This window comes from Paenisporosarcina sp. OV554 (assembly GCF_003058165.1).
Lineage (GTDB): Bacteria > Bacillota > Bacilli > Bacillales_A > Planococcaceae > Paenisporosarcina.
The window spans coordinates 56,796-69,775 of record NZ_QBUC01000011.1; the positions used below are offsets into that span (position 1 = coordinate 56,796).

14 protein-coding genes and 1 pseudogene are annotated in these 12,980 nt (G+C 36.1%); 5 read left to right on the plus strand and 10 right to left on the minus strand.

Going from position 1 to position 12,980, the window contains the following annotated elements:
- The first annotated feature begins 281 nt into the window (after positions 1-281).
- Positions 282-944, plus strand: a complete 663-nt coding sequence (locus C8K15_RS11315; RefSeq protein WP_199224100.1) for a cupin domain-containing protein — start codon at positions 282-284, stop codon at positions 942-944.
- A 361-nt stretch (positions 945-1,305) separates the two neighbouring features.
- Here the strand turns inward: C8K15_RS11315 and C8K15_RS11320 are convergent, their stop codons facing one another.
- The 9 genes from C8K15_RS11320 to C8K15_RS11360 all read right to left on the minus strand — a co-directional run bounded on the left by C8K15_RS11320 (position 1,306) and on the right by C8K15_RS11360 (position 8,391).
- Complete coding sequence (locus tag C8K15_RS11320; RefSeq protein WP_108586519.1) at positions 1,306-2,793, minus strand: sodium:solute symporter family protein; 1,488 nt, start codon at positions 2,791-2,793, stop codon at positions 1,306-1,308.
- Entirely contained in the window at positions 2,793-2,996 is a 204-nt protein-coding gene (locus tag C8K15_RS11325; protein WP_108586520.1) for a DUF3311 domain-containing protein, read from the minus strand. The genes C8K15_RS11320 and C8K15_RS11325 overlap by 1 nt, the downstream gene beginning before the upstream one ends.
- 218 nt (positions 2,997-3,214) lie before the next feature.
- Entirely contained in the window at positions 3,215-3,610 is a 396-nt protein-coding gene (locus tag C8K15_RS11330) for a DoxX family protein (protein ID WP_108586521.1), read from the minus strand.
- Between the two features lie 10 nt (positions 3,611-3,620).
- Positions 3,621-4,232: an alpha/beta hydrolase gene (locus C8K15_RS11335; RefSeq protein WP_108586522.1), complete on the minus strand. Its 612-nt coding sequence runs from the start codon at positions 4,230-4,232 to the stop codon at positions 3,621-3,623.
- 49 nt (positions 4,233-4,281) lie between these two features.
- Positions 4,282-4,890: a flavin reductase family protein gene (locus C8K15_RS11340; protein ID WP_108586523.1), complete on the minus strand. Its 609-nt coding sequence runs from the start codon at positions 4,888-4,890 to the stop codon at positions 4,282-4,284.
- Positions 4,891-5,126: 236 nt separating this feature from the next.
- Positions 5,127-5,726, minus strand: coding sequence for an NADPH-dependent FMN reductase (locus C8K15_RS11345; RefSeq protein WP_108586524.1), 600 nt, complete (start codon positions 5,724-5,726; stop codon positions 5,127-5,129).
- A 12-nt stretch (positions 5,727-5,738) separates the two neighbouring features.
- Positions 5,739-6,722 (minus strand): ring-cleaving dioxygenase, encoded by a 984-nt coding sequence (locus tag C8K15_RS11350; protein ID WP_108586525.1) that lies wholly within the window; start codon positions 6,720-6,722, stop codon positions 5,739-5,741.
- Between the two features lie 68 nt (positions 6,723-6,790).
- Positions 6,791-7,225 (minus strand): MarR family winged helix-turn-helix transcriptional regulator, encoded by a 435-nt coding sequence (locus C8K15_RS11355; RefSeq protein WP_108586554.1) that lies wholly within the window; start codon positions 7,223-7,225, stop codon positions 6,791-6,793.
- A gap of 296 nt (positions 7,226-7,521) precedes the next feature.
- Positions 7,522-8,391, minus strand: a complete 870-nt coding sequence (locus C8K15_RS11360) for a hypothetical protein (protein ID WP_108586526.1) — start codon at positions 8,389-8,391, stop codon at positions 7,522-7,524.
- 342 nt (positions 8,392-8,733) lie between these two features.
- Between C8K15_RS11360 and C8K15_RS11365 the strand changes: the two genes are divergently transcribed.
- Positions 8,734-9,168 carry a DMT family transporter gene (locus C8K15_RS11365; protein WP_108586527.1) on the plus strand — a complete coding sequence of 145 codons (435 nt, stop codon included), beginning with the start codon at positions 8,734-8,736 and terminating at the stop codon, positions 9,166-9,168.
- 118 nt (positions 9,169-9,286) lie between these two features.
- Here the strand turns inward: C8K15_RS11365 and C8K15_RS11370 are convergent.
- Positions 9,287-9,532, minus strand: a pseudogene (locus C8K15_RS11370) (cysteine hydrolase family protein); the annotation flags it as partial.
- A gap of 116 nt (positions 9,533-9,648) precedes the next feature.
- Here C8K15_RS11370 and C8K15_RS11375 point away from each other — a divergent pair.
- From C8K15_RS11375 to C8K15_RS11385, 3 genes are all read left to right on the plus strand, one after another.
- Entirely contained in the window at positions 9,649-10,212 is a 564-nt protein-coding gene (locus C8K15_RS11375; protein WP_233260454.1) for a GNAT family N-acetyltransferase, read from the plus strand.
- A 330-nt stretch (positions 10,213-10,542) separates the two neighbouring features.
- A complete protein-coding gene (locus C8K15_RS11380) occupies positions 10,543-11,925 on the plus strand; it encodes an alkaline phosphatase (protein WP_108586530.1) in 1,383 nt (460 codons plus the stop codon).
- Positions 11,926-12,007: 82 nt separating this feature from the next.
- Entirely contained in the window at positions 12,008-12,667 is a 660-nt protein-coding gene (locus C8K15_RS11385) for a fimbrillin family protein (protein ID WP_108586531.1), read from the plus strand.
- The last annotated feature ends 313 nt before the right edge of the window (positions 12,668-12,980 follow it).

The following is a 12,980-nucleotide window of genomic DNA, read 5'->3' on the forward strand; positions in this document are numbered from 1 at the left end:
TAACTAGATACGTGATTTTTTACATCTAAATGTCCCTTTTTTACAACTAAATCGATAATGTTTGTTTCCTGATTGCTTTGAAAAAGCTGAACGATGAGATTTTGTCACTTCGCTAGGCTGATGCAGATTTCGGATTTTTAGTTGTATTAATTTCTAAGTGTAAATTTCCATTACTCATAAGAAAAAAGATAAAATGGCTCATCCTTAAATCAAAATCATACATATCCTGTATAAAATGTTCTAACCATGCACATTTGAAATGATTAAGAAAGGAAGTAATTATGAGTTCATCATCTATGGATTACACTTTACCAACAACGCAGTACACTTTTGATGTAAATAAAAGTACACTTTTCAAGAAAGATAATCAAAACTTTATTAATGTGCTAGGCATCAACCAATTAAACACACTAGATAATGTATCATTACTTGATATTTTTCTTAGTGCTAGTAATGTTGTTGAGCCCCATTACCACCAAAATGCTGCAGAGTTAGTTTATTGTATTTCTGGAGCTGTTATTGTTTCAATACTGAACCCTTTTACAAAACAACTTCAAAATTATCCGATTACACCCGGACAGGTAGCAAACGTCCCCCAAGGTTGGTGGCATTACGAAATTGCTACTGTCGATCACACACATATACTGGCTATTTTTAATGCTCCAACACCTGAGGTAATTCTGGGTTCAGATATTTTGAAATTTACACCTGCGAATATCATGGCGCACACCTATTGTATTGATGAAAATGTATGGAAAAAAGCAGTCGCTCCCGTTCAGCCATCAACATATATTGGTCCTCCTAAGGGCTGTGACGAAGCAAATGAAAGCATTTCATATGAGCATCCATATATAAATCATTACGACAACCAAAGCTATGCAACTCAACAATATAATCAGCAATACTATCAAAATCCACCTAATCCACAGCATTATAATTACTAAAACGGGAGAGGCACACTGGAATCACGCACTTTATTCCAGCTGTATCGGTGGATTGACCCATGTAAGGAATCTTATATGCTAGCGCTTCTGCAAAATTCGTAACATAGACTTCCTACGAGCGGTTTCGTGTCGTCTATGCGCGCATTTTTGTCGTCTATGAGCGGAATTTTGTCGACTATAAGCGGTTCTCTGTCGTCTATTCGCGTTTAGCAAAAAAAGGGGACATCCAGCAAAGGGGGATGTCCTTAACAAATCAGCTTTTTTATCTTGGGTTCACTGTATTCTCAAAGTTTATACTTTCTACTTATCTTTCGAAAAAAACGAACAGTGACTAATCACTGCTCGTTTCTTCCTACTGATCTTATATTTTTTTATCTGAGACTGGTTGTTTAGTAAACAATTGGTCCATTATTGGGTTAGTTTTATTTTTTGCTTTCTTAACGAATAAAGGATTTAGAATAAATAGAGCTAGAATGTTAGCTAGCAATCCCCAGAAACCTTCATAAATACCGAATGAATTTCCTGTAGCGTACACGGTAAAGGTCACAGTAAGACCGACAAGTAATCCGATGATTGTCGCTTCTTTTGTCTGGTTTCTCCAGAACAAACTAAAGACGATTGCTGGGAATATTTGAACCATTCCAGATACACCTAGAAGTTGAAGAGATACAAGTGCTGTTGGGAAAAGCATTCCAAAGATTAATGCTAGTCCAATAACGACAAATACCATTGAACGTGTAATCATCGTTAATTTTGCAGGTTTTACATTCGGATCGATGAAATCACGGTAAATATTATTCGCAAATAGATTCGACGCACCAATTGCCATGATTGAACAAGGGATTAGTGAAGCAAGTGCAATGGTAGAATAGGCTAATCCTTGTACGACTCCACCGTAAGACATTTGAATTAGATGTAGTAATGCAAATCGTGGATCGCTTCCTTCTGGCAAAACAATATATGCAGCAAACCCTAGGAAGACAACAAGAATCAATACGATATTATAAAATGGTAGATAGATTGCATTTTTTCGAAGTACGTCAGCATTTTTCGCTGTGAATACCCCAGTTACTGCATGAGCCCACATAAATAATGCGAGTCCTGAAACTAATGAAGCTGTGAGGAACCATGGGATTCCTTTTGGACCAGTGGTTGGGATGGTTAATAGCTCCGGAGATTCTACCACGATTTTATTTATCATCGATCCCCAACTTCCAAAATGTATGATTGGAATGGACACCACTAGGAATAACATAATGACCCACACTAAAATGTCTTTAATTACAGCTGTATAGGCTGGTCCTTTTATTCCGCTAAAGAACGTATATAGTGCAACTAATAGGAAAGATATAATAACAACAAACTTGATATTAATATAGCCTGTACCAGCTACGGTTAACGTATCTTGAATACCAGCTAATTGCAGATCAATATAAGGAATTAGCATAAATACACCAACAATTGCGATAAGCAATGATAAAAATCTGCTATCAAACCTGCCTTTTGCGTAATCGGCAAGGGTTGTTAATTTATGTTTTTTCGAAACTTCCCATAACTTAGGTAGATAAAAATAAGAAACAAAGAACGCAATAATCGTATATGGAATGGCAAAGAACGCAATACTACCAGCTGCGAACGCTGTGCTCGTTAATCCTAAGAATGTATAAGCTGTATATAAATCAGCACCTACTAAGAGCCATACAAGTAATGGTCCAAAACGTCTGCCACCAACTGACCACTCTTCAACAGAGCTTCTACTTGATTTGTCTCGTCCAGCGATAAATCCAATTAGTACGACTGATAAAACAATGAAACTTGTAATTAATAAAGCTGTTAAATTCCCTTGCATCAATCAATACTCCCTTCTGACTTCTGTATTCGATAAATGATATACGTACATAATGGAGTAAGGATCATTCCTAAAAATAACCAAAAATAAAGAAATGGTAATCCAAGAATGATCGGTTCAATTCGATTTACAAAAGGTATGGCGCCAAGCATAAATATAAAAGGTAAAACAATTAGAATAACAATAATCAATTTTTTGCTCATATGTATCCCCCCAGTAGTAGATTAAATAATATATTAGAATAGTTATAATTGTCAATCAATTATTATACTACCATAAGGATTTAGTAAAACAAGGATATTCTAAAAAAGGGTAAAATGAACCTGTTTAGTACATTCATTTCGAAGATTATTGAGCAAACATGGAAATACCCCGAAACAAGGACATTTTAAAGTGTCCGAGATTCGGGGTACAGTTTATTCTAAACTATTTTATTTTCTATAGGGTTAATACGATTATCTACCGCAAATAGTTCACTGCCAGCCATTGCTAAAAATGCTGCCATTGCCATTAGTGCTAAATCAAATTCATAGCCATTCACAAATCCAACAGCAAGTTTCACTGTTATAATTGCTCCTACCAATAATAATAAAAATACCCCTGCTACAATGCGTGTTGCTAATCCTATGATCAACAGAAGTCCACCAATTATTTCAACACTAGCTACACCATAAGCTAAGAAGCCTGGTAAACCAATGCTTTCAAACCATCCAACTGTATTACTAATGCCGTCTTGAAATTTCACGATACCATGTACTGCAAAAATAACACCCAATACTACACGCACAATAAGTGCTCCTAATTCTTTTTTATACATTTTTTTCTCCTCAATTACTTACTATTTGTTGGTACCATTTTGTTGCCGCTTCGACTTCACTCATTGTTAATTGGTGTCCTTGGTTTTCCCAATGTGCTTTAACCGTTGCATTTGCACCTTCCAGCAATTGATGAAGATCCACTGATTCTTGTTGTGAGCAAATGGGATCATTTTTCCCTGCCGCTATAAATACATGTTTGCCTGATAAGTCAGGAAGTGTAATTCCTCGTCTTGGTACCATTGGATGATGTAAAATTGCTCCTTTTATTGAATCTTTGAAGTGGAATAAAAGGCTTGCTGCAATATTAGCACCATTTGAATAACCAATAGCAATAATGTTTTGGCGGTTAAATTCATACTTGGTAGCTGCTTCATCTAAAAATTCATTTAGTTCTGTTGTACGGAAAATTAAATCCTCTTCATCAAATATACCCTCTGCTAATCTTCTAAAGAATCGAGGCATCCCATTTTCTAATACATTGCCTCGGACGCATAAAACAGAAGCTTCTTTATCGACAATGCCTGCTAAAGGCAATAAATCTTGTTCATTTCCGCCTGTACCATGTAATAACAAGAGGACTGGTTTTGTAGAATCTGAACCTTGTTTAAAAATATGTTTCATTAATTAACTCTCCCTTACAAGTTATTGCTTTCTGTAAACATCTTTACGTCTATTCCGGTCTATCAATTGAGAAAATGTCACCAATGGTTGCATAATCCGTCCCAGCCAAGCGACTGACTGCTTGTAAAGCTCTTGGATCAATTCGTCCTTCCGAGTAAATCATTTTATCGAGATGAAATTGGAGAATTTCGCCGATGAATAAATCACAACTTGGCTCGCTTTCTCCTCCTAAGGGAATCGCTTGTACGAGCTTACACTCCATACGAATTTTCGACTCCAGAATTCCCGGTACCGAAACTTGTGTACTTTGAATAGCAGTTAGCTTTGCCAATTCAATTTCACTTTCCTTAGCTGGTAAATTCGCTGCTGTTTCATTAATCTGCGCCACATTTTTCTCATCTACGATATGCACAACAAATTCACTAGTAGCATAAATATTATTTGCCGTATCTTTCATGCGTCCATTTGGGCGTTGTACCGCTAAAGAAATCATTGGCGGGTTTGATGAAACAATATTAAAGTAACTAAACGGTGCACCATTTAAAACACCATCGGCTGACTGGGTCGTGACAAATGCTATGGGTCTAGGAATGATAGAACCAATTAGTAGTTTGTAATTTTCCCGCTCACTATTTTGCTTTGGATCAATTGAAATCATTTCTCTCAAATCCTTCCTTTATTAGTCTAGTGGACGTATACCTAACATCTATGCCTATGGTTCATTTGCAAGTCTTACCACTCACTAATTTTTTCATTGGCCTACGTTACTTGTAAATGCTGCGCAAATGATGCAATCTCATTGATTCATTTGCCCAACATTCACCCTTTTATTAAAACAACAATATGTGCATATGCGCTTATGCACATGTGCACATATTGTCTGGTGTACATTGATTAACGTATTGTTTTTAATGCTGTTGTCCAAGGAATTACTTGGTCCAACATTTGGTTTACTGAATCTGCTTGCACATCTTTTGGTTTAAATACTGAACCATTTTCGAAGTCAGTGAATAGTGACAACGCGGGATGTACGCGAACATGCGCTACAGATAATTCACTTAAAATACCTCGTAAATGTTCTGTTGCACGAGCTCCGCCTACTGAACCGTATGATACGATACCAGCTGCTTTATTGTTCCACTCGACACGTAAGTAATCTAAAGCATTTTTTAGTGCGCCAGTGATTGAGTGGTTGTATTCCTGAACGATGAATACGAATCCGTCACATCCATTAATTTGTGTTGACCATGCCGCTGCTCCTGAAGCATCGCCTCCCGCTTCACCTAATAGTGGTAATTTGAAATCTGCGATGTCGATGATTTGGTACTCAGCGTCTCCACGTTTATCTGCTATTTCTTTTACCCATGCACCTACTTGTGGACTAACTCTTCCTTCACGTGTACTACCTAAAACAATCCCGATTTTTAACATGTCATTTCCTCCTGTTTGTTGTGTATTTTTGTTTAAACCAAATAAATTTTTAATAAAACCCATCATAATCCCTCGTTATTCATATTTTTTCTCGAAATCTATTGTGCTTCTTACCGTGTCGATCGGTCGAACTAATTTTTCAATTTGGACACGGTTTGGTTCTAAAAATGGTGGTAAAGATAACTTTTCACCAACAGTTTCATATGGCTCGTCGCCCATAAATCCTGGACCATCCGTCGCAAATTCAAATAGAATTTGTGGTGTAACACGTGTATAAAGTGATTCAAAGAAGTGACGATTCACATAACCAGATGTTTGGAACTTAAAGGATTCTAGTCTTTCGGTCCACTCATCTAATACCGCTCTGTCTTCTACACGGAAGGCAACGTGGTGAACTGTACCGAATCCTTGTTGAGCATCTGGCAATGAATCATTATGCTCGACAATAACCTGTGCTCCGTTGCCACCTTCGCCAACTTCAAATAAGTGATATGTTCCTTCAGTAGCAATTTCTTTAAACAGTAGAACTTTTTCTAACATTTGTTTAAAGTAGTTAACATTCGCAATACGTATGAAAATCGGCCCTAAACCTGTGATTGCAAACTCTAATGGAATCGGCCCTTTCTGCCAAGGTGTACCAGAAGCGACTCCTTCATTAAACTCATCAGAAATCATTTGATACTGTTGGTCGTCAAAATCCACGAATGATAATGTCTTTTTACCAAACTGTTCTTCAATACCAGTATGTTCAATTTGTAGGCGATCAAAACGTTTTACCCAGTAGTCGAGTGCTTCATCAGTTGGCACTCGGAATGATGTTTTTGAAATCTCATTTGTGCCATGCTTTCCTTTTGGAATGTTTGGGAAATCAAAAAACGTCATATCCGTTCCAGCGCTTCCTTTGTCATCTGCAAAGAATAAATGATAGGTTTTAATATCATCTTGGTTGACTGTTTTCTTCACTAATCGCATACCTAGGACATATGTGAAAAATTCATAGTTCTTCTCTGCGCTACTTGTGATAGCTGTTACATGGTGAATTCCTTTTAAATGATTCATCATTTCTCCTCCTTTAATTTACCCTTAATTAAATTATCTTAAATTCGAGATATTATATTAAAAAAATTTTACAATGTCGCTGCATGAAGTCCAATCCGTTTAAGTAATTCAATCGTGTCATTAATATCCTCATCTGATAACTGTTCAAAGATTTCATCAATCTTCGCTTCATGCTGAGGAAAATGTTCATCCATAAACGCCTTCCCAGAACTAGTGATAGCAGCAAAAGTCACACGACGATCACTTGGACAAGCTTTGCGAATTGCATAATTCTTCTGCTCAAGCTTATCTATTACATACGTGATACTACCACTTGAAATAAGAATCTTCTTCCCGATAATTTGTATCGGTTGATCACCTTTATGGTATAACAATTCCAAAACAGCAAATTCGGTTTGATTCAAACCATGTAAGGCTATATTCTTTTTCAGAACTTCTTGAACGGCTTGGGAGGCACGAATCATGACTGTAACTGCTTTTAATTTATTATTAGCTGATACCATTCGTTTCCCTTCTTTCAATTTACCTTTAATATATTTATCTTTAATATATTTATCTTGAACCTGAGATAAATTTAACATGTATTTTATCACTTGTCAATCGTTTAAGACTTATTAATACAAGCCGCTTGAAAATAGCTATGGTTTCTTAGTCGTTACAATTTGCGTCTAGCGTTTTACCCTCCGACCAACCCACACGATCAAAGTTCTTTGCTGAAGATGCAATTTCAGGATTTTGTACAACCTGTTGTGCGCTTACGTCAACCTAGAGGGACACTTCGTCAACCTGTAGGCAAGATTTAAAAGGAAAGTTGCTCAGTAGAATAATAGGATACAAGTGAAGTCAATGACATTCCTTCAACCAACACACCATCCCGATCAAACACGATTAGCTCAAATTCATCATTCTTCTTACTCTTCCCAACCTCACCTGTTGCATTTATTATAGCTGAGCCCATGTCTTTTCTGAGGCGTTCAACGAATGTAAACATGTCATAATATTGCTCTGCATGTGCAAAAAAAGCATCTGCAAAATGCACATTCATTAAGATGTTATTTTTAATAACCCTTATTGCAGGGTTTCCATTAGAAACTTCAACACTGTGAATTCTTCCTGTAACTGTTCTCGTCTGTCCTACATCGGTTTCTTTCAGTGAATCGACATCACGTTTGTATAGTCGTCCTTTAGTTGATTGAGCTTCTGCAGTCATTTTAGTGGGATCCGAAACAATGGTAAGGGTCAACTGTTGTGACGTTTCATTTACTTTTGGTTTCTTACTTTTATTGGTGAGGGATTGACGTTTCTCTTCTGCTTGCTTCCATCTTTCTTCTTCACTTATACTTTCCATTTCATAAGCCTCTTTTAGAGACTTTTTTATTTGATCACCAGATACAATCCCGATGACAGTACCTGATTTCCTGATACCAGTTCTCCACTCTTCTTTATCGAAGAAAAATGGACATTCTTTAGCATGTTTACTCTCTCTCCAGGTTCTCAAGTAATTCTTATTGCCTGATTTAGCTACAAAACAAAGTCTGGCATGACAATTCCTAGTTGCACAGAAAATTTTTTTTCTGTATTTTTTCATATATTTTTCTGTCGTGATTTCCCGCAAGCTAATTAGCTTTCTATCACTCTTGCTGTTATAAATTGCATCAAGAATTTTCATCTGTTTACCCCCAAGTCAATTAATAAATTTAATAACGTTTTTTTATCCAGCTATAACAATGGTAACATATTACAAATAATTTGTTTAATTTTTCAGATAATATAAAAGGTGTTTATATATATCTTTTCATTGAATGAAAGAGCCGTGTTGATTGGAGGTTTTTTTTATGTAGAAAAAAACACAATTGTATTTAAACTAGGGACGATATTTTATTGATTCTTTTCATTTAATAAACAAGATACTCTACACTCATCCGCGAGTGTGAGGACAGACTCAGTAGTTTAATATAGACATTGTTCGATGTATGATAGGGTTATGGAATATATGAAGGAGTTGTGATCGATGAAGTGGATGTATTTATTGATGTCAATCGCTGGAGGAGTCGCAATTGGCATACAGGCGATTGTTAACGGTGGATTAGGTAAGAAAGTGGGCACTATCGAAGCGTCTTTTATATCCTTTTTTATCGGAACAATTGCTTTATTGGTTACGATGCTATGTTTTGGAAAAGGCAATTTGTTCGCCATCAATGAAGTTCCTAAATGGCAATTGATTGGTGGATTGCTGGGAGCTTTTTATGTATTTATACTGGTCATGTCAGTTCCTAAAATTGGCGTAACCGCTACTTTTTTTTCAATTATTGCTGGACAACTTTTGATTTCAGCCATCATTGACCATTTCGGTTTATTAGGAGGCCAAACATATCCTTTAAACATAAAAAAAGCAATCGCAATTTTGCTGATGTTCGGTTCCATTTATTTATATAACCAGAAGTAGGTCAATTGCAACACGTTAATAGTGTCTACTTGTTAGTAGCATTCATAACGACTCCATGCAATCAAGGTAAAGAGTTGAACGTTTATGAAAGAAAAGGGATGAATTAACATCCCTTTTCTCAAATGGTATTCTCAGCTTTGTATTCCTCAACATATTCTTCGTAGTCTAATACTTCAATAACATTCGACCATTGGAGGACTTTTCCAACAAATTTTTCTAATCCTTGCATTTCGTATGTTTCATCTGTATTACCTGTTCCGGTTGCATTCTCAATAAATGTCACTTTATATCCCCTATCAAATGCAGAAATAGCCGTAAACATACAACAAAATTCAGTCTCGAAACCAGTAATAAAAAGATGATTCAAATGCCGCATATTTAAATAGTAGTTGGTGGAAGAAAACGAAACCACCTGCCACACACTTTTTAGCTTGGATCGACTCTGATTATACAATAAAAGAAATTAAATTAGGTTGTTCAGTGACCTTCACTAAAGAGACTGATGCAATAAATGTTGGTAGTTCTTCTATTCCAGACAATATATTAATTATTCGTCCGGTTGATTTAAATGATGCGCATGCTATTATTCATCTTCAACAAGATATTGATACAGAATCCGACTTTATGTTGTTTGGGAAAGATGCGCAAAAAATGTCCATCCAATTCATACGCAAGAGAATTGGTGAATGGAAAAAATCAGAGAATACCAGAATGTTTGTAGGCATTCTTAACGGAGAATTCGTTGGTTTTGTGGCTTTAGTTACTTTGCCATCTCCCCAAGCTAGTCACCGAGCTACTATCGAAATTGGTGTACACAGATCGTACTATAAAAAAAGTGTTTGGACATCGTTAATGAGCAAAGCAGAAGCCTGGGCACAAGAGGTTGGCATTTCTCGCTTAGAACTAACAGTTGTTGAAAATAACGTACCCGTGCTAGATCTTTATAAGAAATTGGGATATAGCGTGGAAGGCACACGAAGTAATTCATTATTGATTAACGAGGAATATATAAATGAATTGTATATGGGGAAAAATGTTTACTAAGAGACTCCTGGCATTTAAATAAAAAATCAAATGTAGTAAACGGTCTAATATCGCTGTCGTCATTCTTTCTAAAACGCACCTATCCTATTTCACTTACTACAGTTAAATATTCATATTAATTTGGGTGTCCATTAATAGTGGATGCTCTTTTTTTCAATTACGCATATGAATCGAGCTCTCGATCATACAACCATTTTTACTACATGTTCAATAATTACTTAGATTTACATGCTTTTAATCTACCTTTACGTAGGCTTAATAGGAGATTAACAATCTTCCTTTATAGTAAATCTTAGAGTCATATTAAATTGAAATTTGGAGGTTATTCATATGTTTAATAATAAAATAACAAAGAAGCTTCTCCCTGTTTGTGTAATTTCAGCACTTGCGTTGGGTGGCTTGGCTGGAACAATCCCCAATACGTATGTACAAGCTGAAGAAAACAAAAGTAATAATGCGAAAATCAAAAATGTTATTTTCTTGATCGGGGACGGAATGGGTTCCACCTATACTTCAGGCTATCGTTATTTTAAAGATTATTCTTCAACAGCTGCTGTTGAAAGAACAGTATTTGATAAATACCTCGTTGGACAACAGATGACTTATCCAGAAGATCCTGCACAAAACGTAACAGATTCTGCTGCCGCTGCAACAGCAATGTCTGCCGGGATAAAAACATATAACGCGGCTATTGGGGTGGATAACGATAAATCCGAAGTAAAAACCATATTAGAGGCGGCAAAAGAAAAAGGTAAAGCAACAGGCCTTGTCGCTACATCTGAAATTACACATGCAACACCAGCATCATTTGGTGCTCACGATGAAAACCGTAAAAATATGAATGCTATTGCTGATGACTACTATGATGAATTAGTAAATGGCAAACATAAAATTGACGTTCTTCTGGGTGGCGGTTCTGCAAACTTTGTTCGCCCTGACCGCAATCTTACAGAAGAATTCCAAGAGTCAGGATTTAGTTATGTAACAAACAAAGAGCAACTTTCAAAGGATAAAAACGGACAGGTTCTTGGATTGTTTGCTTCTGGTGGGCTGCCAAAAATGATTGACCGTACAAAAGAAGTTCCCTCTCTTCAAGATATGACAACATCAGCAATTCAACGCTTAAGCAAAGATAAAGACGGCTTCTTCCTAATGGTAGAAGGAAGTCAGGTGGACTGGGCAGGACATGATAATGATATTGTAGGTGCAATGAGTGAAATGGAAGACTTTGAAAAAGCAGCACATGCCGCAATTGAGTATGCTAAAAAGGACAAGCATACACTAGTTGTCATTACAGCTGACCATTCCACAGGCGGATATTCTATTGGTGCAGATGGGAATTATAACTGGTTTGGCCAACCGTTAAAAGCGGCTAAGCGCACACCTGACTTTATGGCAGAAGAAATTGCTAAAGGTGCGGATGTTGAAAAAACATTAAAAACGTATATTGATCAAAATCTATTAGCATTAAGTGCACAAGAAATTCAATCTGTTAAAGATGCAGAAAAAACTAAAAAAGTCACTGAAATTGACAATGCAATCGAAACAATCTTTAACGAGCGGTCACATACTGGCTGGACAACTGGAGGTCACACAGGTGAAGACGTACCTGTATATGCCTACGGACCTTACAAAGAACGATTTGCAGGACAAATTGATAATACAGATAATGCTAATATTATCTTCGAGCTTTTAGGTGAATCAAAAAAATAAAAAATAACACATAGCATAAAAAATCCCGTTGCTCTTTAAAAGCAACGGGTGCTTTTATCATGTTGATCTTAGGGGGATTCATATGAAAAAATTGTCTTATATCCTGATGTTCCTACTACTTCTCACGGGCTGTTCAGCAGAAAATAACGCTGAAAATCAAACTAGTGGAGATCCAGTGAAAACAATCGACCAAACGGAAAAAGTCCAAAGTGTAAAAAAAGACGTCTATGTACCGAACCCGCAAATAACGGATGACATTAATCTTGTGACAGTTGGAGAAACCGTAACTGATGATAAAGGTGAACTTACACTAAAATCTTATAAAAACATAAATAAAACTGTAAATATGGGCGGAGTAGAAATGGTTTTAACAGAAGCCAAGCTGATGCATTATGTTCCAGATTACAGCATGATTGACTTTTTTCATGCCTATACTCATGAAGAAGAATTTGACTTTGTAAAGGTAGGAATAGAAGTTAAAAATACATCTAATGAGGACATAAAATTCACACCAGTTGCTTTTGTTAAAACGAGCAGCGGTGAGCTAAAAACATGGGAAGATGACATATTCCTCGAGGAATTGACTGGAGAAATACAAACAAACGGTGGTAAGAAAGGTAATATTGGTTTCATTGTGGAAAACACGGATGATATTAAATCAATTGAAATTCTAACTAGCGATGTTGTTAACAACGAGGACGAAAGCATTGAAAAAGCGAAAACTATAAAAGTTGATATATAATTTTAACCCTGTCCCTTCTAATGAATGAGCATCTACAAAAAAGTAGATGCTTTTTTATTTAGATTAATTTAGCTGTATTTCTCATTAACTATAAAACTTAAAATATTCCATTTAACCTCTAACTAAAAACGCTAAAGTGACATAGAAAAAAGTCACTTCTTTTTTTGTGAAACAATATCCCGAAAGTCGAAATGTCTATTCCATTAGAATACATTACACTAGTGTCATTAAAGAAATCAAAGAACAATAAAGATGTTCTCAAGACGGTTGTGGTAATTCAATAGAGAATATCTACTATTTTTCTAGATTTCAA

Coding starts and splice junctions, on each gene's coding strand:
- C8K15_RS11345 (WP_108586524.1), bottom strand. CDS start 5,726: ATGGGTTTTATTAAAAATTTATTTGGTTTAAACAAAAATACACAACAA.
- C8K15_RS11355 (WP_108586554.1), bottom strand. CDS start 7,225: ATGGTATCAGCTAATAATAAATTAAAAGCAGTTACAGTCATGATTCGT.
- C8K15_RS11340 (WP_108586523.1), bottom strand. CDS start 4,890: ATGATTTCAATTGATCCAAAGCAAAATAGTGAGCGGGAAAATTACAAA.
- C8K15_RS11385 (WP_108586531.1), top strand. CDS start 12,008: ATGAAAAAATTGTCTTATATCCTGATGTTCCTACTACTTCTCACGGGC.
- C8K15_RS11325 (WP_108586520.1), bottom strand. CDS start 2,996: ATGAGCAAAAAATTGATTATTGTTATTCTAATTGTTTTACCTTTTATA.
- C8K15_RS11320 (WP_108586519.1), bottom strand. CDS start 2,793: ATGCAAGGGAATTTAACAGCTTTATTAATTACAAGTTTCATTGTTTTA.
- C8K15_RS11365 (WP_108586527.1), top strand. CDS start 8,734: ATGAAGTGGATGTATTTATTGATGTCAATCGCTGGAGGAGTCGCAATT.
- C8K15_RS11315 (WP_199224100.1), top strand. CDS start 282: ATGAGTTCATCATCTATGGATTACACTTTACCAACAACGCAGTACACT.
- C8K15_RS11360 (WP_108586526.1), bottom strand. CDS start 8,391: ATGAAAATTCTTGATGCAATTTATAACAGCAAGAGTGATAGAAAGCTA.
- C8K15_RS11350 (WP_108586525.1), bottom strand. CDS start 6,722: ATGAATCATTTAAAAGGAATTCACCATGTAACAGCTATCACAAGTAGC.
- C8K15_RS11380 (WP_108586530.1), top strand. CDS start 10,543: ATGTTTAATAATAAAATAACAAAGAAGCTTCTCCCTGTTTGTGTAATT.
- C8K15_RS11330 (WP_108586521.1), bottom strand. CDS start 3,610: ATGTATAAAAAAGAATTAGGAGCACTTATTGTGCGTGTAGTATTGGGT.
- C8K15_RS11335 (WP_108586522.1), bottom strand. CDS start 4,232: ATGAAACATATTTTTAAACAAGGTTCAGATTCTACAAAACCAGTCCTC.